Source organism: Streptomyces sp. NPDC037126 (assembly GCF_055605965.1).
This window is the reverse complement of the sequence record NZ_JBVJTD010000007.1, coordinates 312175-333925: the sequence shown is the minus strand read 5'-3', so window position 1 is coordinate 333925 and position 21751 is coordinate 312175. Positions and strand designations below refer to the sequence as shown.

Genomic DNA, 21751 nt, shown 5'->3' with positions numbered 1-21751 from the left:
GGGCGCCGGTCGAGAGGAGGTCGGCGTTGCGCCGGGAGCGCGTAGACCATCGACGCCCGGGCGGACGCGGTGGCGGCCGCGGCCGACGGATGCGGCAGGTGCGCACGGACCTCCAGCGCCCGTCCGTCTCGGAGCCGCCACGGCGACCTGGGCGGACCGAGCGAGGAACCAAGGCGCCGTGGCGGTGGAACGGGACAACGGTGGAGACCTTTCCGCGGAGGCGTGGCGCAGGAAACGACGACACGGCGTGAAGATCGGAACACCGGATCACAGGGCGGGGCGCACTCGCGTGTCAGGCGCCTGACGAGGAAAGATGGGCGGCGAGCGATCGACGACACCGATGCGGGAGGAACGGACTCATGCCGCACGAGCGAGCCGGCCGGCCGGCCGGTCCCGAGGACCTTGTCGACGTGGCCCGGCTGGTCACGGCCTACTACGCGCTGCACCCTGACCCCGCCGACCCGGGCCAGCGGGTGGCGTTCGGCACCTCGGGGCACCGGGGCTCGTCCCTGGCGACCGCCTTCAACGAGGACCACATCGCCGCCACCAGCCAGGCCATCTGCGAGTACCGCGCCGCCCAGGGCACCACGGGCCCGCTCTTCCTCGGGGCCGACACGCACGCCCTGTCGGAGCCCGCGAAGGTCACCGCGCTCGAGGTGTTCGCCGCCAACGGCGTGACCGTGCTCATCGACAGCGAGGACGGCTACACACCCACCCCCGCCGTCTCGCACGCGATCCTGACCCACAACCGGGGCCGTGACTCCGCCCTCGCCGACGGCGTGGTCGTCACGCCGTCGCACAACCCGCCCGCCGACGGCGGGTTCAAGTACAACCCGCCGAGCGGCGGACCGGCCGCCTCCGACGCGACCTCCCGGATCCAGGACCGCGCCAACCAGATCATCACCGGCGGCCTGAAGGACGTACGACGGCTGCCGTACGCCCGTGCGCTCGCCGCGGACACCACCGGCCGGTACGACTTCCTCGGCGCGTACGTCGGCGACCTGCCGGGCGTCCTCGACCTGGACGCGATCCGCGCCGCCGGGGTGCGCATCGGCGCCGACCCGCTCGGCGGCGCGTCCGTCGCCTACTGGGGCCGGATCGCCGAGGAGCACGGCATCGACCTCACGGTGGTCAACCCGCACACCGACCCCACCTGGCGGTTCATGACGCTGGACTGGGACGGGCAGATCCGCATGGACTGCTCCTCGCCGTACGCGATGGCCTCCCTGATCGAGCGGCGCGACCGGTTCCGTATCTCCACCGGCAACGACGCCGACGCCGACCGGCACGGCATCGTCACCCCGGACGCCGGCCTGATGAACCCCAACCACTACCTGGCGGTCGCCATCTCCTACCTCTACCGGCACCGCGAGCGGTGGCCGGCAAACGCGGGCGTCGGCAAGACCCTGGTCTCCTCGACGATGATCGACCGGGTGGCCGCCGACCTCGGCCGGCAACTGGTCGAGGTGCCCGTGGGATTCAAGTGGTTCGTGGACGGACTGGTCGGCGGGGAGATCGGGTTCGGCGGCGAGGAGTCGGCCGGCGCCTCCTTCCTGCGCCGGGACGGCTCGGTGTGGACCACCGACAAGGACGGCATCATCCTGGCCCTGCTCGCCTCCGAGATCACGGCCGTCACGGACCGGACCCCGTCGGAGCACTACGCCGACCTCACCGCGCGCTTCGGCGAACCCGCCTACGCCCGCATCGACGCGCCCGCGAGCCGTGAACAGAAGGCCCTGCTGGCCAAGTTGTCACCGGCGCAGGTCACCGCGGACACGCTGGCCGGGGAGGCGGTCACCGCCGTGCTCACCGAGGCGCCCGGCAACGGCGCCGCCATCGGCGGCATCAAGGTCACCACGGAGAACGCCTGGTTCGCGGCCCGGCCCTCGGGCACCGAGGACGTCTACAAGGTCTACGCCGAGTCCTTCCTCGGCCCGGACCACCTGGCCCGGGTGCAGGAGGAGGCCCAGTCCGTGGTGCTCGGCGCGCTCGGCGGCTGAGCGGCTCGACGGCGGCCTCCGGGCGGTGTTCCCGGAGGCCGCCGCCGGTGCTCAGCGGCGCCCGCGCCCGTGTGTCAGCCGGTCCAGCACCGCCCGGGCCATGGCCTGCTCGCCCTTGGCGTTGGGGTGTGCCGGGGCCGCGGGCGAGGCCGGCTGCAGCGGCTCGATCCAGCGGTCCGCGGGCGACTCGCACATGTCGTGGCCGACCGTGGGACCGTACGTGTCCACGTACTCGGCCCGGTTCACGCCCGCGACCACGCGCAGCATCAGGTTCAGCCGCTTCTCGGTGTCCCGCAGATAGGGGAAGTCCCCCTTGGCGAACGGAACCTGGGGGAAGCAGCCCACGCCGTCGTCGGGCAGCAGGTCCGGGTAGCCGACGACCAGCACCCGCGCGTGCGGCGCCCGGGCGTGCACGGCGCGCAGCACCTGGTCGATCTTCGGCGCGGTCCGCAGCACGTCGAGGGCCAGCGCGTCGTACCCGGAGGCCTTGTACGAGCGCTCGCAGGGGTTGCCCGTGGGGTCCTGGGCGGCCAGGTGGGCGCAGGTGCCGATGATCGTGCCGAAGCCGACGTCGTTGCCGCCGATCTGCACCGTCACCAGGTCCGTGTTCCGTCCCAGCGCGTCGAGTTGGGGCTTGTTGTCGCCCTGGGCCTGCCACATCTCTGCGGTCGTCGCTCCCGAGCAGCTGACGTCCGTGAACGCGGACACCTTCTGCTGCGCGGCCACCAGCGAGGGGTAGTTGTGGTCGGAGCGCGCGCAATCGGCGTCCACCTGCCGGGGGATGGCGGGGCCCGAGGTGTAGGAGTCGCCGAGGGACACGTACGCGAGATCGCGCCCGTGTCCGGCGGCGTGCGCGGCGGCCGGTGTGGTGGAGGCGGCGACCAGGGCGCAACCGCCCAGTGCCGCCCCCAGCGCCGCGGCGCGCCGCCGGCCTCTCGCTCCGCCCGCCTGGAGTCTGTCGTTCGCCATGGTTCCTCCCCCTGAGACCGGTACACCGCGCGACAGCGGCGGCGAAAAGCGGCCATCGCACTTCGACTGGGTCTGTATACCGTCCGGTAGGTCTCGCCGACCAGAAGCGGGAGGCAACGAGTTCAGGGGGAGTTCAGGGATCGTTCAGGGGTTCCGGACGGGAGACCGGACCGTTCGGCGAGGCGGAGCCGGCCGGCGCGTGAGCCGCCGGCTCCGGTCCCCGTGTCAGACACCGGATGCCGTCTCCGTCGCGGTGACCGCCTGGAGCAGGGAGTCGTCCTCCGGACGGGCCCCGGAGAGATGGTGGCGGGCTGCGATCAGGGCCATGTCCACATCCTTCGTGCCCGTGGCCACGCACAGGGTGTAGGAGATGTCCGCGAGCCGCTGCCGGGCCCGCGGGGTGCTCTCCTCGGCCCCGAGCAGACTGAGGGTCTCGTACTGGGCGATGAGGTCCTTCAGTACCGCGGGGTGTGCCATGAGCATGCGTGCCGTCCTCCCTCGAGCGCCGCCTGTGTACGACGTCGCAGCCCGGTTACCCCTGTCATGGCCCCGCATGCACTCGGGTGCCCCACGGGACGGGAGCGCAGGGTGTGCCCCGGCGTGCGCCCGGGATCCGGACGCGAGGAGATGCCGCACGAGGACGGGGCGGCCGGAAAGCGCCGACTGGCCGGGAAACGCACCGCTGTGCAACCGGCCGCCCGGATTCCGTGCCCGCGCACACGTGCTGTACCCGCCAATACCGCGTTCGCGCCCCACCGTTCCGCCTCGCCCCGCACATCCCCGTGGCAACCGCCCGTAGAGTGCGCGTATACGGTCCGCGACCGCCCCTCACAGCTTCATCGCGCCACCTTCACACGGCGGTCACTTTCGGCCGATCGTCGCCCGGGGCCCGTCCGGCAGGGCAGACGCCGCGCCGGACGCGTGCCTAGCCTCCCGGGCCATGCGATCACCTCTGCTGAGACGTCTCGGTCTCACCGCCGTCCTCGCGTTACTCCTCGCCGCCTTCGGCTTCGCCCCGGCCGCGAGCGCCGCCGACCCCGCCCCGGCCGCGCTCACCTTCACTACCGACAGCGCCACCACCACCCCCGGTGGCACGGTGAAGCTGTCGATGACGATCACCAACAACAAGACGTACGACATCTGGTTCGTGTACCAGACGATCGACCCGACCTGGCTGACCACCCAGCGCCCGGACCTGAAGTACAGCTTCACCGAGTGCAGCCTCGCCACCGCCGCCGGCGCCACGCCCTGTTCCGGCACCGGCCCGAGCAACCTGGGCGGCAACTACGGCGCCACCATCCCGCCCGGCCAGAGCCGCACCGTCACTCTGACCCTCAAGGTCGCCGCCGACTCCGGCTGCAACGGCAACATCGGCTTCTACTCGTACTACTACGCCGAGTTCAGCGACAGCACCAACACCAACGGCGGGCCCGTCTACTCGCCCGAGACGCGCGTGCTCTGCGCGTGACGGACGCCCCGGTTCCGTGTCGCGGATGACGTGAAACGGCCGCCCGGCCGAACCGCCCGCACGACACGGAGCACCCGTACGGCGCCCGGCGGACCCGACGGTCCGCCGGTGCGCCGTTCAGTGGCCCGGACCAGTGGAACGGGCCCGTTCGGCCCGCCGCGGCCCCCCGCGCGGCGACGACCGGAAAGCGCTCAACCACGTCGCTCCGCAACGCAGTTGGACACCCGCGCTTTTCCGTCAGGTTTCGTGACTCGACCACAAAAGCTACACAGCGCCATCACCATGTGACGCGACGGATGCGTGGACGACCGGCTTCTGAGGGGGACGCCGGCGTCACGCAAGGGGGTGCGTCCGCTCCAGGCGAGCCGTGCTCACCCCTGCCCGGGGAGGGGACTTCACCGCATGAAGCGGACCATTCGCACCACCGTCCTGACGGTGGGTGCACTCATCGGCGCGCTCGGACTGGGGGCCGGACCGGCCCAGGCCGGCACCGGCGCACCACGGATCGACCTCAGAGTCCTGGTGGTGAGCGACGGCGGCCCGGCCACCGCCGCGATCACCGCCGAACTCACCGCGGAGGGAACGCCGTACACCGAGGTCGACCTGACCAGCGCCGACCGGCCCACCATCGACGCCGGCTTCCTCGCCGACACCGTCGACGGCCGGCCGCGCGCCAAGTACCAGGCCGTCGTCCTGCCCAACGACAACCCGTTCGCGGCCGGCAGCGCCGAGATGGCCGCCCTCGCCGCGTACGAGCAGACGTACACCGTCCCGCAGGTGGACGCCTACACCTACGCCCGGCCCCAGGCCGGACTGCAGGTCCCGACCTCCGGCGGCTACTCCGGCAGCATCGACGGCGTCCAGGCCCAGGTGACCGCCGCCGGCAAGGCCGGGCCGTTCGGCTACCTCGACGGGCCGGTGCCGTTCGAGGACAACTCGCCCTCCGTCGGCGAGAGTTACGCCTACCTGTCGACGCCCGCACCCGGCGCCGACTTCACCCCGTACGTCCAGGCCCCCATCCCGGGCACCTCGAAGCAGGGCTCCCTCGTCGGCGAGTACCGGCACGACGGGCGGCGCGAACTGGTCGTCACCTTCGTCTACAACCAGTACCAGGAGCAGTTCCGGCTGCTGGCCCGCGGCATCGTGGAGTGGATGACCGGCGGGGTGCACCTCGGCGCCTCCCGCAACTACTTCGCCGTGCACGTGGACGACGTGTTCGCCGCCGACGACCGCTGGGACACCCAGCTCAACTGCACGCCCGGCGACATCGACTGCACCAACAGCTCGGTCACGCCCAACCCGATCCGGATGACACCGGCCGACGTCGACTACGCCACCGCGTGGGAGCAGAGCCACCACTTCACCCTCGACATGGTCTTCAACGGCTCCGGCAGCGTCGACCAGCGCGAGGACAACAACGGGGTCGACCAGCTCGCCGACAGGCTGATCGCCGACCGCAACCAGTTCCGGTGGGTCAACCACACCTACACGCACGCCTTCCTCGGCTGCGAGCAGGACACCACCGTCGTGCCCTGGAAGTGCGAGACCAACCCCGACGGCAGCACCAAGTGGGTCAGCCGGTCGACGATCGACGACGAGATCCTCAACAACCGCGTCTGGGCAGCGGTCGCCGGACTCCCGCTCGACAACAGCGAGCTGGTCACCGGCGAGCACTCCGGACTGCGCATCCTGCCGCAGCAGCCCGACGACAACCCCAACCTGGCGCCCGCGCTCACCGACAGCGGCGTGCAGTGGCTCGCCTCGGACGCCTCCCGCGATCCCGGCCAGCGTCAGGTCGGACCGGCCGTCACCGTCCCCCGCTACCCGATGAACGTCTTCTACAACGCGGGCCACACCTCCGAAGAGGTCGACGAGTACAACTGGCTCTACACCAGCCGCGCCCAGGGCGGCAGCGGCATCTGCGAGGACAACCCCGCGACCACCACCTGCCTGCCCGCCCCGCTCGACACGAGCAACGGCTACCAGGACCAGATCGTGCCGCTGGAGACCCGCATCGCCCTCGGCCACGTCCTCTCCGACGACCCCAAGCCGCACTTCATCCACCAGTCCAACCTCGCCGAGGACCGCATCGCGTACCCGGTGCTGAACGGCGTGCTCGACGGCTACGACGCCCTGTTCGCGGCCAACACCCCCGTGGTGAACCTGCGGATGAAGGACATCGGCACCGAACTGCAGCGCAGGGCCGCCTGGCAGAGCGCCCTGAACGCCGGGAAGGTCACCGCCTACCGCATCGGCAATGCCGTGACCGTGCAGGCGCCGGCCGGCACCGCCGTCACCGCCACCCTGCCCACCGGCACCACCCTCGGGCTCACCGCCTTCGGCAGCGCCTACGCGGGCGCGGCGTCGGGCTGGACCGCCTCCTACGGCATCCCGCTCACCTTCGGCCTGCCGTCCTCCGCCGCGGCACCGGCCGTGACCCACCACACCAGGCCGGCCACCACCGCCCCGGCCCCGCGCACCAAGGTCCCCTCGGGCGTCACCAAGCAGGTTCCGTACACCCCGCACAAGTGAACGGCGCACCGCACCCAGGGGCCCGTCCGGCGGCAGCCGCCGGACGGGCCCCGGGTCCCGGCCGCCCACCGGCGGCCGGGACCCGCGCGACCACCCCACACCTCGGCCGTGGAGCCCCATCGATGCACGTTCACCACGGCGCGCGCCGCTCCGGCGCGGCGCACGTCACCCTGCTCACCGAAGGCACCTACCCGCACAGTCACGGCGGCGTCAGCGTCTGGTGCGACCAGCTCGTCCAGGGCATGCCCGACCTCGACTTCGACGTCGTCGCCGTCACCGGCACCGGACACGAACCCGTCGTGTGGGACCTGCCCGCCCATGTCCGCCACGTGCTCTCCGTGCCCATGTGGGGAGCCCCGCCCGAGGGCCGCCCGGCCCGGGGCCGGGCGCTCGGCCGGCTCGCCGCCGCCTACGAACGCTTCCTGACCGCCCTCCTCGACCCGGGCGCCGAGGACCAGTTCGCGCCCGCCCTGTACACCATGGCGCGGGCCGCCGCCGAGGGCACGCTGAGCCCCTTCCTGCGCGGCGACCGGGCCGTCGCCGCCCTCGCGGCCGTGTGGAACCGCCCGGGACTCGCCGTCCGCGAGGCCCGGCCCACCCTGCACGACGCCGTCACCGCCACCGCCCTGCTCGAACACGCCCTGCGCCCGCTCTCCGCGCCCCCGCCGAGGCACGGCGTGGCCCACGCGGTCAGCGGCGGCGTCGCCGTCCTGCCCGGCCTTGCCGGTCTCGACCGCTACGAGGTCCCGCTGCTCCTCACCGAGCACGGCGTCTACCTGCGCGAGCGCTACCTCGGATACCGCACCGCCCCCTACCGCTGGCCGGTGAAGGCCGTCGTCCTCAGTTTCTTCCGGCTGCTGGCCGAGGAGAGCTACCGCCGGGCCGCCCTGATCACCCCGGGCAACCGCTACAACCGGCTGTGGGAGGAGCAGGGCGGCGCCGACCCGCAGTCCATCCGCACGGTCTACAACGGCGTGGACCCCGCCGCCTTCCCGCCGGCCGGGCCCGAACCGGACGTCCCCACGCTCAGCTGGGCGGGCCGCGTGGACCCCATCAAGGACCTGGAGACGCTCATCCGCGCCTTCGCACTCGTACGGGAACGGACACCCGAGGCGCGCCTGCGGCTGTTCGGCGGCACCCCGCGTGGCGGGGAGGCCTACCGGGAGCGCTGCGAGGCGCTCGCGGCCGAGCTGGGACACGCGGACGCCGTCACCTTCGAGGGCCGCGTCGACGACATCAAGGACGCCTACGCGGCCGGGAACGTCGTCATGCTCTCCAGCATCAGCGAGGGCTTTCCCTTCACCCTCATCGAGGCCATGTCCTGCGGGCGGGCCACCGTGTCCACCGACGTGGGCGGGGTGCGGGAGGCCGTCGGCGACACCGGGCTCGTCGTGCCGCCGCGCGACCCGGCCCGGATGGCCGCGGCCGCCCTGGAACTGCTCGGCGACGCCGGGCGGCGCGCGGCGATGGGGGAGGCGGCCCGGCTGCGTGTGATCGAGCAGTTCACCCTGCGCCAGACGATCGACACCTTCCGTGCGATCTACCTCGAACTGCGCGGCGAGGAAAATCGGTTCACCGTCCCGCCGGAGGCGGGCCCGGCCGTCCGCACCGCCGCGGGGAGCCTGGCCGGATGAGCGGACCCATGGCCCTGGAACCGGGCGGCACCGAACAGGACACCCTGGCCCTGCGGCTCGCGCGCCACGACGACCGCACCCTGTCCCTGCGGCTGCCCGGTCCCGGCCCCCACGACGAGGAGGTGAACCGGCTGGCCGCCGAACTCGCCGACGGCATAGGTCCCGCCGTCCACCCCTACGAGGTCGCCGCCCTGCTGGAGGCCGAGGGCCTGACCGCCGAGCAGATCGGGGAACGGTACGGCCATCCGGACCTCTTCTCGCTCGCCGCCGCCCTCTACGACCGCGTCCCCCGGACCTTCCCCGAGCCCCCGGCGGGCGCGGACCCCTGGCGCCCGGACACCGTGCGCTGCCTGCTGCGCGGGGTGCTGTTCGCCCTGCCGGGCCTCGCCTACCTGCTCACCGCGCCCGTGTGGCACCCCGGGCGGCACGCCGCCGCCCTGATCGTCGCGGGTCTGGCCTCCTGGGCGTGGGGCCAGGGGCTCGGCCACCGCGCCCACCTGCGGATGACGGCCGGCCGCCGGGAGGCCGCCCGCACCCTGACGGCCGGCGCCCCCCTCGGGGCGGCGCTCGCCACCGCCGTCGCCGCCCCGCTCGCCGGCGGCGGCCCGGTGCTCCTCGTGGCAGCCGCACAGTCGCTCTACCTGGCCGCGGCGGGCGTCCTGCTCGTCCTCGCCCGGGAACGCCTGCTGCTCGCCGCGCTGACCCCGCTGATCGCGGGCGCCGCCGCCCTGCCCTGGTGGGAGCCCGGCGCGCGGGTGCGGACCGGACTGCCGGTGCTGGCGCTGACGGCCACGCTCGCCGTCACCGGGTACGCCCTGCGCACCGCCCTCACCGCCCCGGCCGCGGCAGACGCCAAGCGGCCCCGGCTGCTCGCGTCGCTGCCCTACGGCCTGTTCGGGCTGGCCGCCGGCCTGCTGGTACTGCTGGAGGGGCGGCGGGAGCCCTACGCGGTGATCGTGCTGACCGTGAGCATGGGCCCCGCCGAATGGCTGCTGTACCGCTACCGGGGCCTGTCCGTCGCCGCCCTGCGCGCGGCCGCCACGGCCGCCGGGTTCCTGCTGCGCTCCGCCGCCGTCCTCGGCCTCTGTCTGGCGGGCTACCTCCTGCCGCTGCTGCCCGCCGCCTCTCTCACCGGTGCCGCACCGGCCGCCCTGCTGCTCCTCGCGGCCACCCTGTGGACCGCGCTGCTCCTCCAGGCGTTCGGGGCGGCCTGGCCACCGGCCGCGATCTGCCTCGCCGCCGCGGCCGCCGCCGGCGCGGTCACGGCGCTGCGGCTGCCACCCGGGCCCGCGGCCCTCCCGCTGTGCTGCGGCGCCGCCCTGCTGTGCCTGGTGGCCTGCGTGCTGCGACTGCTCGGCCGGCCCGCCCGGCACGCCTGAAGACGTCCCCCCGCAACACCAACCCATCGGAAGGATCCGTCAGTTGACCTCCGTACCGCTCGCCGCCGTCACCGGAGCCGAGGGCTTCATCGGCTCCCACCTCACCGAGGCCCTCGTGGCCTCCGGGCACCGGGTCAGAGCCATGGCCCAGTACAACTCCTTCTCCTCCTACGGCTGGCTGGAGACCCTCGCACCGGACGTCCTCGACCAGGTCGAGATCGTCCTCGGTGACGTCCGCGACCCCGGCTCGGTCCGCGGCCTGCTCGACGGGGCCGACGTCGCCTACCACCTGGCCGCGCTGATCGCGATCCCGTACTCCTACCAGGCACCGCACAGTTACGTGGAGACCAACGTCACCGGCACCCTCAACGTGCTGGAGGCGGTGCGCGCCCTCGGCACCCCCCGGCTGGTGCACACCTCCACCAGCGAGACCTACGGCACGGCGCAGACCGTGCCGATCACCGAGGACCACCCGATCAACACCCAGTCCCCGTACGCCGCCTCGAAGGCCGGCGGGGACCGGCTGGCCGACAGCTACCACGCGAGCTTCAACACCCCGGTGGTGACCCTCCGGCCGTTCAACACCTTCGGGCCGCGCCAGTCCATGCGTGCCGTCATCCCCACCGTCATCGGCCAGGTCGCGGCGGGGGAGCGCACCATCACCCTCGGCGACCTGCGCCCGACCCGCGACTTCACCTTCGTCAAGGACACCGCGCGGGCCTTCCTCGCGGTCGGCACCGCCCCCGCCGAGCAGGTCGCCGGCCGCACCTTCAACGCCGGTACGGGCGGCGAGATATCGGTCGGTGACCTGGTCGCCCTGATCGGCAAGGTCATGGACACCGCCCTCGACGTCCGCGCGGACCCCGCACGCGTCCGGCCCGCGGCCTCCGAGGTGATGCGGCTGGTCGCCGACGCCGGCCGGCTCACCGCGGCCACCGGCTGGCAGCCCGCGCACACGCTGGAGCAGGGTCTCGCCCACACCGTCGAGTTCTTCCGCGACCCGGCCAACCTGGCCCGCTACAAGACCGGCATCTACAACATCTGACCCGTCCGGCACGTCCCCCTGTCCTTATGTCACGAAGGAGGAGCCCATGCACGCAGTGATCCTGGCGGGAGGCAAGGGCGTCCGGCTGCGGCCCTACACCACCGCCCTGCCCAAGCCGCTCGTCCCCATCGGCGACCAGCACGCCATCCTGGAGATCGTGCTGCGCCAGCTGTCGGCGTCCGGCTTCACCCGCTGCACCATCGCCATCGGCCACCTCGGCGAGATCATCCGCGCCTACGTCGGCGACGGCTCCCAGTGGGGCATGGCCGTGGACTACGCCACCGAGGAGAGCCCGCTGGGCACCCTCGGCCCGCTGCTCACCCTGCGCGACCGGCTGCCCGAGACCTTCCTCGTCATGAACGGCGACGTGCTCACCGACCTCGACTACGCCGACGTACTGGACCGGCACCGGGAGTCCGGCGCCCCGCTCACCATCGCCACCTACGCCCGCAAGGTGCACATCGACTTCGGCGTGCTCACCACGGACGCCAGCAAGGTCGTCGCGTTCACCGAGAAGCCCAGCATGGACTACCGGGTCTCCATGGGCGTCTACGGCCTCAGCCGCGCCACCCTCGACGGCTACACGGCCGGGCTGCCGCTCGGCTTCGACGAACTCGTCCTCGACCTGCTGGGGGCGCAGAACCCGCCGCACGCCTACGAGTTCGACGGCTACTGGCTGGACATCGGCCGCCCGGACGACTACGACCGGGCCAACGCCGAGTTCACCAGCCGTAAGTCACTGCTGCTCAAGGGAGCCTGAGTACCGCATGCGCATTCTCGTCCTGGGCGGTACCGGATACCTGGGCCGCCACGTGGCCGAGGAGCTGCGCGCCCTGCCGGGCGTGCGGCTCCTCGCCGCCGGCCGCTCGTCCGCCGCGGAGTTCGGCGTCGACCTCGCCGCCGACCGGCCCGAGCGGCTCGCGAAGACCCTGGCGGCGGCCGCGCCCGACGCCGTCGTCAACTGCGCGGGCGCCACCGGCGGCGACCCCGTGACGCTGGCGGAGGTCAACGCCCGCGGCCCCGCCGCGCTGTGCGCCGCGCTGCGCGAGGCGGCCCCCACGGCCCGCCTGGTCCATCTCGGCTCGGCCGCCGAGTACGGCCCCGGCACGCCGGACGTCCCGGTGTCCGAGTCGGCGCCCGCCTGCCCGGTCACCCCGTACGGCGCCACCAAGCTGGCCGGCACCGTAGCGGTGACCTCCGCCGCCCTGGACGGCGTGGTCCTCAGGATCGGCAACCCGGTGGGACCGGGAGCCCCGCCGGCGAGCCTGCCCGGCCGGATGGCCGCGCTGCTGCGCTCGGCGGGGCGGGACCCCGGGGCGGCGCTCCGGCTCGGGGACCTGTCGGCCTTCCGCGACTTCGTCGACGTCCGCGACGTCGCCCGGGCCGTCGCCCTCGCCGTCACGGCGCCAGGACCGCTGCCGTCCGTTCTCAACATCGGCGGCGGAACGGCCGTACCGGTGAGGGACCTGGTGCACGGGCTGGCCCGGTGGGCGGGATTCCGCGGACGGCTGGAGGAGAACGCGGGCGGCTCGGCGCGCTCAGCCCAGGTGTCCTGGCAGTGCTCGGACATCTCCGCCGCCGCCCGGTCCCTCGGCTGGCGGCCGGAACACGGCCTCGACGACGCCCTCGCCGCGCTGTGGGCGGCCACCACGGAGCCGGCGCCGTGAGCCTGCTGGTCCCGCTCTACGTGCACCCGGCCGAGGATCCGGGCGCCTGGCACCGGCTGATCAGAGGGGCCGCCCGCACCTACGCGGTCGTCCTCAACCCCGCGAGCGGGCCCGGCGCGGCCCCCGACCCCGCCTACACGGCGGCGGCCGGGGCGCTGCGCGCGGCCGGCGCCCGGCTGCTCGGCTACGTCGACACCGACTACGGGGTCCGGGACCGGGCCGAGATCGTCGAGGACGTACGCCGGCACCAGGCCTGGTACCAGGCCGACGGCTGCTTCCTCGACCGCGTCACCGCCATCGCGGAGGGACTGCCCGGCTGCCGTCGTCTGGTCCGGGAGCTGCGCCGGCTGGGCGCGGGCACCATCGTGCTGAATCCCGGCGTCCACCCGGCCCCCGGCTACGCCCGGCTCGCCGACCTGACCGTCACCTTCGAGGGCCACTGGACCACGTACGTCTCGGCGTTCACCCGGCCGCTGTGGACCACGCGCCACCCGCCCGACCGCCTCTGCCACCTCGTCTACGGCGTTCCCGACGCCCTCGTGCCGCTCGCCGTGCGGACCGCGCACGAGCGGGGCGCGGCTGTCTGCGGGCCGGTGACGGGCGAAGCACCCAATCCCTGGGCCGAGTTGACCCCCGCGCTGGACGGCAGGGGCGATGTGGAAGGCTGATCGGGGCATCCGTACGCGCGCACGACGGGAGATCGTCACCGGCATGGCCGTCATCCACCAGACCACCGTCACACCCACCAAGCTGGAACTGCTCACCGGCTGGCTGCCCACCCGCCCCTGGTACCGCGGCGGCCCGGACACCCCGGTGCTGGAGAAGTCCGGCGGCTTCCGGCTGGACGACCCCGAGGGTGAGGTCGGCATCGAGTTCATGGTGACCACCGACACCGCGAGCCCCGAACGGACCGCCTACCTGGTGCCGTTGACCTACCGGGGCGCGCCGCTGGAGGGCGCCGGGCACGCGCTGATCGGCACGATGGAGCACGGGGTGCTGGGCAGGCGCTGGGTCTACGACGGCTGCCACGACCCGGTGCTGGTCGCCGAGTTGCTGTCCCTGATCGGGGGGAGGGCCCAGGCGCAGGCCCAGAGCGTCACCGACACCCCCGACCGCGAGGTCACCCGCTCCTGCGCGGGCGCCCCCCTCGTCCTGGCCGGCTTCACGCCGGAGCCGTCCGACGACCGGGACGGCACGCACCTGCGCGTGCCCGGCGGGGGCACCCTGCACGTGCACCGCGTCCCGCGCCCGGGCCCCGGCTACCCGCCGGTGCCCGCCGAGCCGGTGGCCGGCCATGTCGCGGGTGGCTGGGCGGGTCCGGACGGCTCCCGGCTGCGGGCCGTCCTCATGACGCTGCGCACCGCCTGACCTGGCGCGGACCGCCTGAACCGACGCGCACCGCCTGACCCGGCGCGGACCGCCGGATCCTCCCCGTCCGGAGGATCCGGCCCACACCCGTGCGCCGAGTGCATCCGGAGCGCACCCCACCCACTTCCCGGGACCCTTCTGGCATGCCCCGGTCAAATCTGTCACCCTTTCGGCAGTCGCCGCCCTGACCCCATGAGGGCGCGACCGGCTCCTCAGCACAGCGATCGCGCACGACCGATCCGCGGCCGCCCCGGCGTACCCCCAGCCGGCCGGGCGGTCATCGAGCAGGCCGGGATCCCGGCCGCCGCAAAGGAGTAGCGTGTGAGAACGACCCCCCACAAGGCCCTCGGCGCCGGTGTCCTCACCGTCGCCGCGCTGGCCGCCCTCTCCCTTCCCGCCGCACCCGCCGCCGCCCGCCCGGCCGCCGCACCCGCGGCCGCCACCTGCACTCCGGCCCAGGTGGTCACCAACGGAGGCTTCGAGAGCGGCACTTCGGCGTGGACCCCGTCCTCGTCCACGGTGATCACCAGCCGCAGCGGCGAGAGCGCCCACGGCGGCAGCTCCTACGCCTGGCTGGACGGAGTCGGCAGCACCCACACCGACACCCTCACCCAGCACGTCACCGTCCCCGCCGGCTGCAGCACCGCCACCCTCACCTTCTGGCTGCACATCGACACCGCCGAGAGGACCTCGTCCACCGCCTACGACAAGCTGACGGCCAAGATCGGCGGCACCACGCTGGCCACGTACTCGAACCTGGACAAGAACACCGGCTACGTGCAGAAGTCGATCGACGTGTCCTCGTTCGCGGGGCAGACGGTCGACCTCTCCTTCACCGGTACGGAGGACTCCAGTCTTCAGACCAGCTTCGTCCTGGACGACATCGCCCTCGACACCTCCGGCGGCACCGCGCCCCCGCCCACCGACACCACCCGCACCCCGGCCGCCCCCGCGTACACCGTGAACCTCAGCAGCGACACGAGCGGCACCGTCTGGACCGGGCACGAGAGCGTGAGCTTCACCAACGCCTCCGCCACCCCGCTGAACGAGGTCTACCTGCGGCTGTGGGACAACTACCACGGCACCTGTGACGCGATGCCGATCCGGGTCACGGCCGTCACCGGCGGGACCGCGGGCAGCCCGACCGTGGCCTGCACCGCCCTGAAGATCGACCTGCCGGCACCCCTCGTCCAGGGCCAGAGCGCCACCATAGGCTTCGACCTCGGCATCACCGTGCCCAGCGGGGCCGACCGGTTCGGGCACGACGGCGCCTACAGCTTCATCGGCAACGCCCTGCCCGTCCTCGCGGTCCGCGACGGCGCGGGCTGGCACCTGGACCCGTACACGAACAACGGCGAGTCCTTCTACTCCCTCGCCGCCGACTTCAAGGTGACCCTCGACCACCCCAGCGGCCTGCTGGTCCCGGCCACCGGGACCTCCACCGACACCCCCGGCTCCAGTGGCCGCACCGTCACCACGGCGACCGCGTCGAAGGTCCGTGACTTCGCCTGGGCCGCCGGGCCCTTCAGCAGGATCTCCGGCACCTCGCCCGCCGGCGTCGCGGTGAACGTGTACTCCGTCTCGGGGATCAGCTCCTCGAGCGCCCAGTCGATGCTCAGCACCGCCGAGTCCGCCGTGGACGCCCACGCGGGACGCTTCGGCGCCTACCCGTACGGCGAACTGGACGCCGTGCTCGACAACAACTACTGGTTCGGCGGCATGGAGTACCCCGGATTCGTCCTCGACCTGGTCAGCTCCACCGCCCTCACCCACGAGATCGGCCACCAGTGGTGGTACGGCATCGTCGGCGACGACGAGTACAACAGCCCCTGGCTGGACGAGGCGTTCGCGGACTACGCCACCGACCTCGCCCTCGGCAAGACCGGGGCCAACTGCTGGAACAGCGTCTCCTGGGCGTCGAGCGCGGAGAAGATCACCAACTCCATGGCCTACTGGGACGCGCACTCCTCCCGCTACTCCACCGTGGTCTACGGCTACGGCAAATGCGCCCTGCACGACCTGCGGCGCGTCCTCGGTGACACCGCCATGGCCAAGGTCCTGAAGGACTACGCGACCGCGCACTGGTACGGCGTGTCGACCACGGCCGAGTTCAAGGCCGCCGCCCAGACCGCCACCAGCACCGACCTCACCTCCTTCTGGACCCAGCACCGCATCGACGGCTGATCCCGGCCGGCCGGCCGTGGGCGTGCCCGAGCGGCGCGTCCCACGGTTCGGCCGATCCGGCGGGACTACCACCCGGATGGCCCAAAGGCGGGCGGGAATCCCTTCGTTGGGAGGTATCCGGAGTGCGGTCCGGCCCGCCCCCGGGTCAGATGGATGGCGTGCGAAGCTCCCGAACTCCTCATCGCGGCCGCCCGCGCCTGGCAGTCACAGGCACGCTGACCGGCCTCCTCCTCTCCCTGTCCGCCCCGGCAGCCCTGCCCGACACCGGCCCGGTGATACCCGTGCGGGGCAGCGCCTACATGGGCATGGGCGTGCTCGCCCACGACGGAGCCGACGACAGCGCCGACACCCCGCTCAACAACTCCCGCGCGGGCCAGACCGAAGGCGTGGACGTCTCCAGCCACCAGGAGAACGTCGACTGGCCGGCCCTCTGGGCGGCCGGCACCAAATGGGCCTACACCAAGGCCACCGAGGGGACGTACTACACCAACCCCTACTACACCCAGCAGTACGGCGGTTCCTACGACGCCGGCATGATCCGCGGCGGCTACCACTTCGCGACCCCGGACACCACGAGCGGTGCCACCCAGGCCGACTACTTCGTCGACCACGGCGGCGGCTGGTCCAAGGACGGCAAGACCCTGCCCGGCGTGCTCGACATCGAGTGGAACCCGTACGGCGACGCCTGCTACGGCAAGTCCACGAGCGCGATGGTCACCTGGATCCGCGACTTCCTCAACCGCTACAAGACCCGCACCGGCCGCGACGCCGTCATCTACACGGCCACCAGCTGGTGGAGCCAGTGCACCGGCGACTACGGCGGTTTCGGCAAGAGCAACCCGCTCTGGATCGCCCGCTACGCCTCGACCGCGGGCACGCTGCCGTCCGGCTGGTCGGCGTACACCATGTGGCAGTACACCTCCACCGGCAAGACGGTCGGCGACCACGACCGGTTCAACGGTTCCCAGGACCAGCTGCGGGACCTCGCCACCGGCTGAGGCCCCGCGGGTGCCCGCGGACTGCCGCGCGGAGAGGGCAGGATTTGAACCTGCGTGGGCCACGAGGGCCCGACCTTGAGACTTGCTCCCGGTCCCCGATAAGCCGCTCCGGGCACCTCTCCTCGCTCCCGGCCCGGTCTCCCGTGCCGTTCACGTGAACAACGGTCGCAGAGGCCGCTGACGTCACGCTGACACGCGCCGGGCCTGTGCCTCGGTGCCTCAGCGCACCCCGCGCATGGGCAGGATGGCCGGGGCGCCGAGTAGCGAGAGGACGCCACCGAACAGGAACAGCGGGGTGTAGCCGCCGAACGCGGTGACCACGGCCGAGGCGACGAACGGCGCCACGATCTGCGGGCCCGCGTTGGCGATGTTCAGCACTCCGAGGTCACGCGCCGCGTCCTAGGCGCGCGGCAGCACCAGCGTGACCACGGCGGTGTCGACGGCCAGCCGCACCCCCAGCCCGACCAGCACCGCGCCGGAGACCTGCTCCATACGGCGCCGGACGGCCGGGCGGCGCAGCGCCCCGCCCACCCGGCCGGCCGGCCAGACCAGCGGCACGTACCAGACCAGCTCGGCCACGGCCCAGAGCACCGCGAAGGCGAGCAGCGCCGGCAGGACGGGAACTCCCCCCCGGCACGAACTGAGGGAGGAAGGAGACCGCGAACACGCCGGCCTTGGGGTTGGCGGCATTGGTGACCAGGCCGTGCGGATGCGGATGCCCGACGGCAAGCTCCAGCCGCGCCAGTACAGCCTGACCCGCGCCGACGACGGCGAGCGCCGCCAGTTCTCGGTCAAACGGGTGCGCGGCGAGGGCGGCGACCCCGACGGCGAGATGTCGACGCTGCTGCACGACTCGGTCGGCGTGGGCTACACCCTGTCGATGTCGCTGCCGTACGGAGACGAGGTGCTCGACGACTCGGGGCGGCCGGCGGTCTTCGCCGGCGCGGGCATGGGGATCACCCGCGATGGCGGGCATGCTCTCCCACCTCGTCGCGGCCGACTCTCAACTGCCGATCACCGTGCTGCACGGCGTGGGGAGTCAGCGGGGTCAGTGGCCGGGGCCGCCGGTCTCGTAGTGGCCACTGATCTGGTCGCGGTAGGCGGGATCGCCGAGGTGCTTGTCCTTGTCGAACTCCGGTGCGCTCTTGATCTGCTCTTTGGAGCGGGCGACGCTGATGGTCCTCGCCTCGTGGTCGATGGTGGTGATCGTCGGGGCTGGGAGCAGGACCTCCTTGCCGAAGATCCACATACCGGTGTCGACGACGATGTACTGCGATCCGACGTCGCTGGAGTGCTTGTCGACCTTGCCGATGTGTCCGTCGGTCGCCTCCACCGCATAGCCGGTCAGATCGGCGTCGGGAGTGTGGCCGGCCGTCGGCGCGTAGTTCCACATGTTCTCGGTCACGCTCGTCCTCCACAGATGCGCCTGAGGGATGCCCGCGCATCCCGGTTTCCGTCTCGGGGGCTCCAACTGTCCGTGAAGCGGGCTTGTAAACGCCTGATGCCGGCGTCTCGCGGCAAGGCTGCCGTCGCCGGGATTCTCACGATCGCCGACGGTGCTTACCGCCATCGGACTCGTCATCCCGCGAACACGGCCAGACCGGGCTCGCGGACCGGAAGGGGACACACCATTAGTTCCGCAGTCAGGTCCGGGTCCGCGGTGCGATGTGGCGGCTTCGTGTCAGTGAGCACACCTGCGGCGGGCGGTGGCAGCGACCTCGGAGAAGATCGCCCGAGGCGCCGCAGCCGGCTGGGGGAGTGGCGTGCCGCCTCGCACCGGTGCCGTTCGTGGAGTCCGGGGTGGACGGGTTGCCTGAGTGGGTCCGGGCTGTCATTACCTGTGCGGTAATCGCGTGGTCGGCGGGGGTGCGGCAGGGTTAAGTCATCGGGTTCCGGGCCGGCGCACTCCGGTCCGGGACCTGGTCCAACGTGCCTGGTCTCCAGGCCCACTTCACTCGACAGGGAGTTCTGACGTGACGATCTATGCTGCTGCCGTCGCCCGCTACTTCGAGGCGTGGAACGCCGCTGACGCCGACGCGCTGGCCAAGGCGGTCGCCGTGGCGTGGTCCGAGGACGGCACCTACACCGACCCGCTGGCCGACGTGCGCGGTCACGCGGCGATCGCCGCGGTCATCCAGGCCGCGCACGAGCAGTTCCCCGGCTTCGAGTTCAAGCTGGCCGGTGCGGTGGACGGCAACCATCACATCGCCCGCTTCAGCTGGGAGCTGGTGTCCACCGCGGACGGATCCGCTCCGGTCGCCGGCTCGGATGTGATCACTCTGGCCGAGGACGGCCGGGTCACCTCGGTCCTCGGCTTCCTCGACCGGCTCCCCGAGGCATGACGCTTACCCCGGCCGCCGCCGGCACCTACTGGCTACATATTGTCGGCGCCATGGCGACCGGGGATCGCGTTCATGGTCAGGACCCTCGCGTGGCGATGGCGGCCAGCCGCTCTACGCGCTCAGGTGACAGGGCCGCGGCCCTGCATCTCTGGTTGCTCACCCATGCCCCTAGCCGTACGTGGTGTTCCTCCGCCGCCTCACCGTCGCGGCCGCCGTCGGAAGCGCAGCTGTACCGAGTGGCGCGGGCCTGGGCGGGTGATCGGCCTGGCTGCACTACCCGCAGTCGCGCTCGTACTCTTGCAGCCGCTCACCGTGGCCCGTTTCGGGCCACGTGACGAGGACTCAGGAGATCACTGACACTGCTTCAGGGTCAGGTGATAGACGGTCTTGATGCTGCCGTCAGTCGAGTCCATTTCCATGAAGCTGGTGGCGCTCGGGCTCGAGGTGCCGGGGTCGACCTGCAGTTCCGTGTTGATGTCGAGGTTGCGCTCTTGCCCGCAGGTGGCAAAGACCAGGGCGGCGACGTTCGCGGTGTCGGTGGTGTGCCAGTTGTCGGTGAAGCCGCCCTTGAAGCGGTGGGTGGAGTTGGTGGTGTGGGCGTTGCCCTGGAAGTGGTAGCTGGCACGCTGGGTCCCGGATGCTCCCGGCGCCAGTGATGCGAAGCCGCGGTAGTCGGCGGACGCGATCGCGTAGGTGTAGCCTCCCGGGACGTGGACTTGCAGGTTGAGCTGACAGTTCTTCGTCCGGTCGGTCGGCGCCGCGCCGGGCCCCACCTGGGCGAGGTAGTTGCTGTAGGTGACGGTGAAGGCGGTGTTGTCAGGGGACACTGCCACGGCGGCCGTCCCCGCCGGGCAGCCGGAGCCGTTGGCCGCCACGCTGTCGATGACGATCCGCTCCGGCGGCGGGGGCGGGCTGCCACCGGCGGCCGACGAACCGAACAACGATGCGGCGATACCAGTCGCGGCCAGCGCGCGGAGCACCATGGGCTTCCCTTCATCGTCCACGGATCCAGGACGGGCGTCACCGTTCGAGCCCTTCCCCGGATTTCACGTGGGCATCGCACCACACGCTGCACGACAGTTGACGGAACGTGAGGCTTCAGTCGCTCAGACGGCCGCCAGGCTGGAGACCTCGTTCACCCGCGCGCAGGGAAAGAACGGCGCGCGAGGGATCGAGCCGGGACTCATTGCGGCGCTGACGATGACGACTTTTCCACCTGCACGATGGGGTGTCCGCCAGCGTGCTCGGAACGACGCCCGTGCCGGCGAGGCCGGGCTGATCACTCTGTCTTCGAAGGGCGGCCACGGCCGGTACTGGCGCACCCGGTTGCGCATCGCCGCAGTGCCCGCGGAGGTCGTCGATCAGGGCCAACCCTCTCGGGATCGCGTACCCCACCTCTCTCGAGGAGCAACTTGACGACGCCCTACACGTGCACCGAGATATGTGCGTAATGCACCAGAAGCTGGACGAGCAGAGCACAAAAATCTCGTCCCGCCGGTACAGAAATGCACACCGCGGCATCACACTAATCGCTGGAAACTCGGCAAAATGCATGAGGATCCGGTCGACTGTGTTAGCGTGGCAGTAGTTGCAGTTGGTTACCAGGGAACTTTTCCTTGCAGAGATTTCCGGATCTCTCCGGAGGGGTGATCATCGCGGCGACTCGGCTTCGTAAAGTGCGGAGTCCGGCACTGCCCCCAAGGGAGATTCAATATGGCATCTGGCACCGTGAAGTGGTTCAACGCGGAAAAGGGCTTCGGCTTCATCGAGCAGGACGGTGGCGGCGCTGACGTGTTCGCCCACTACTCGAACATCATCAGCAACGGTGGCTTCCGCGAGCTTCAGGAAGGCCAGAAGGTTAGTTACGACGTCACGCAGGGCCAGAAGGGCCCGCAGGCAGAGAACATCGTTCCCGCCTGACACTGACGCGATCGCAGCGAACCCGTGGTTCGCGCATCATGAGGCTGGGGCCCGCACTCTTGGGGTGCGGGCCCCAGCCTCATCGGTTCCGTCGCTTTGCGGTTTTCCCGGACTGCCGACCGCCCCTGTCTCAACACCACGAGACGTGGCACTTCGCATTTTTCTTCGGCTCATTCTTGTGAATCCTCGTGCGGTCGTCACCGCCTGACGGAATTCCTCGATACGCCGCATCGAGGAAGGTTCCT

21 protein-coding genes and 1 pseudogene are annotated in these 21751 nt (G+C 72.0%); 14 read left to right on the top strand and 8 right to left on the bottom strand.

Translation table 11 applies throughout. The features are described from left to right. The first annotated feature begins 359 nt into the window (after nt 1-359). Complete coding sequence (pgm, locus tag ACZ7FF_RS19120; protein WP_470813382.1) at nt 360-2000, top strand: phosphoglucomutase (alpha-D-glucose-1,6-bisphosphate-dependent); 1641 nt, start codon at nt 360-362, stop codon at nt 1998-2000. A 51-nt stretch (nt 2001-2051) separates the two neighbouring features. Here the strand turns inward: pgm and ACZ7FF_RS19115 are convergent, their stop codons facing one another. Together ACZ7FF_RS19115 and ACZ7FF_RS19110 are read right to left on the bottom strand one after the other, a co-directional pair. Further along, complete coding sequence (locus ACZ7FF_RS19115) at nt 2052-2969, bottom strand: SGNH/GDSL hydrolase family protein (protein WP_470813381.1); 918 nt, start codon at nt 2967-2969, stop codon at nt 2052-2054. A 225-nt stretch (nt 2970-3194) separates the two neighbouring features. Then, entirely contained in the window at nt 3195-3452 is a 258-nt protein-coding gene (locus ACZ7FF_RS19110) for a DUF5133 domain-containing protein (protein WP_470813380.1), read from the bottom strand. Between the two features lie 457 nt (nt 3453-3909). Between ACZ7FF_RS19110 and ACZ7FF_RS19105 the strand changes: the two genes are divergently transcribed. From ACZ7FF_RS19105 to ACZ7FF_RS19055, 11 genes are all read left to right on the top strand, one after another. Then, a complete protein-coding gene (locus tag ACZ7FF_RS19105) occupies nt 3910-4437 on the top strand; it encodes a hypothetical protein (RefSeq protein WP_470813379.1) in 528 nt (175 codons plus the stop codon). 402 nt (nt 4438-4839) lie between these two features. Beyond that, the gene (locus ACZ7FF_RS19100; protein ID WP_470813378.1) at nt 4840-6969 is read left to right on the top strand and encodes a hypothetical protein; all 2130 of its coding nucleotides are present in this window, start codon (nt 4840-4842) and stop codon (nt 6967-6969) included. A 122-nt stretch (nt 6970-7091) separates the two neighbouring features. Next, entirely contained in the window at nt 7092-8603 is a 1512-nt protein-coding gene (gene pelF, locus ACZ7FF_RS19095; RefSeq protein ID WP_470813377.1) for a GT4 family glycosyltransferase PelF, read from the top strand. Further along, nucleotides 8600-9982 (top strand): hypothetical protein, encoded by a 1383-nt coding sequence (locus ACZ7FF_RS19090; RefSeq protein ID WP_470813376.1) that lies wholly within the window; start codon nt 8600-8602, stop codon nt 9980-9982. The genes pelF and ACZ7FF_RS19090 overlap by 4 nt, the downstream gene beginning before the upstream one ends. A 43-nt stretch (nt 9983-10025) precedes the next feature. Then, on the top strand, nt 10026-11027 hold the full coding sequence (locus ACZ7FF_RS19085; protein WP_470813375.1) for a GDP-mannose 4,6-dehydratase: 1002 nt from the start codon (nt 10026-10028) through the stop codon (nt 11025-11027). Between the two features lie 46 nt (nt 11028-11073). Then, complete coding sequence (locus ACZ7FF_RS19080; RefSeq protein WP_470813374.1) at nt 11074-11787, top strand: nucleotidyltransferase family protein; 714 nt, start codon at nt 11074-11076, stop codon at nt 11785-11787. A 7-nt stretch (nt 11788-11794) separates the two neighbouring features. Then, entirely contained in the window at nt 11795-12694 is a 900-nt protein-coding gene (locus ACZ7FF_RS19075) for an NAD-dependent epimerase/dehydratase family protein (protein ID WP_470813373.1), read from the top strand. Further along, entirely contained in the window at nt 12691-13362 is a 672-nt protein-coding gene (locus ACZ7FF_RS19070) for a spherulation-specific family 4 protein (protein WP_470813372.1), read from the top strand. Before ACZ7FF_RS19075 ends, ACZ7FF_RS19070 begins: the two co-directional genes overlap by 4 nt. 43 nt (nt 13363-13405) lie before the next feature. Then, nucleotides 13406-14062 (top strand): maltokinase N-terminal cap-like domain-containing protein, encoded by a 657-nt coding sequence (locus ACZ7FF_RS19065; RefSeq protein WP_470813371.1) that lies wholly within the window; start codon nt 13406-13408, stop codon nt 14060-14062. Nucleotides 14063-14383: 321 nt separating this feature from the next. Continuing rightward, nucleotides 14384-16246: a M1 family metallopeptidase gene (locus tag ACZ7FF_RS19060; RefSeq protein ID WP_470813370.1), complete on the top strand. Its 1863-nt coding sequence runs from the start codon at nt 14384-14386 to the stop codon at nt 16244-16246. Nucleotides 16247-16395: 149 nt separating this feature from the next. After that, entirely contained in the window at nt 16396-17244 is an 849-nt protein-coding gene (locus tag ACZ7FF_RS19055) for a lysozyme (RefSeq protein WP_470813369.1), read from the top strand. A gap of 29 nt (nt 17245-17273) precedes the next feature. Here ACZ7FF_RS19055 and ACZ7FF_RS19050 read toward each other — a convergent pair. The 4 genes and pseudogenes from ACZ7FF_RS19050 to ACZ7FF_RS19035 form a co-directional block, all read right to left on the bottom strand. Further along, a pseudogene (locus ACZ7FF_RS19050) lies at nt 17274-17366 on the bottom strand. A 97-nt stretch (nt 17367-17463) separates the two neighbouring features. Next, nucleotides 17464-17622: a hypothetical protein gene (locus tag ACZ7FF_RS19045; protein WP_470813368.1), complete on the bottom strand. Its 159-nt coding sequence runs from the start codon at nt 17620-17622 to the stop codon at nt 17464-17466. Between the two features lie 21 nt (nt 17623-17643). Beyond that, nucleotides 17644-17823 carry a hypothetical protein gene (locus ACZ7FF_RS19040; RefSeq protein WP_470813367.1) on the bottom strand — a complete coding sequence of 60 codons (180 nt, stop codon included), beginning with the start codon at nt 17821-17823 and terminating at the stop codon, nt 17644-17646. Nucleotides 17824-18292: 469 nt separating this feature from the next. Beyond that, the gene (locus ACZ7FF_RS19035) at nt 18293-18649 is read right to left on the bottom strand and encodes a PRC-barrel domain-containing protein (RefSeq protein WP_470813366.1); all 357 of its coding nucleotides are present in this window, start codon (nt 18647-18649) and stop codon (nt 18293-18295) included. A gap of 568 nt (nt 18650-19217) precedes the next feature. Here ACZ7FF_RS19035 and ACZ7FF_RS19030 point away from each other — a divergent pair. Further along, complete coding sequence (locus tag ACZ7FF_RS19030; protein ID WP_470813365.1) at nt 19218-19586, top strand: nuclear transport factor 2 family protein; 369 nt, start codon at nt 19218-19220, stop codon at nt 19584-19586. 76 nt (nt 19587-19662) lie between these two features. Here ACZ7FF_RS19030 and ACZ7FF_RS19025 read toward each other — a convergent pair whose 3' ends face one another. Together ACZ7FF_RS19025 and ACZ7FF_RS19020 are read right to left on the bottom strand one after the other, a co-directional pair. Further along, the gene (locus ACZ7FF_RS19025) at nt 19663-19860 is read right to left on the bottom strand and encodes a helicase associated domain-containing protein (RefSeq protein ID WP_470813364.1); all 198 of its coding nucleotides are present in this window, start codon (nt 19858-19860) and stop codon (nt 19663-19665) included. Nucleotides 19861-19936: 76 nt separating this feature from the next. Then, nucleotides 19937-20569 (bottom strand): DUF4360 domain-containing protein, encoded by a 633-nt coding sequence (locus ACZ7FF_RS19020; RefSeq protein WP_470813363.1) that lies wholly within the window; start codon nt 20567-20569, stop codon nt 19937-19939. A 730-nt stretch (nt 20570-21299) separates the two neighbouring features. On the opposite strand from ACZ7FF_RS19020, the gene ACZ7FF_RS19015 reads away from it, so the two are divergent. Next, a complete protein-coding gene (locus ACZ7FF_RS19015) occupies nt 21300-21506 on the top strand; it encodes a cold-shock protein (protein WP_360154462.1) in 207 nt (68 codons plus the stop codon). Nucleotides 21507-21751: the final 245 nt, after the last annotated feature.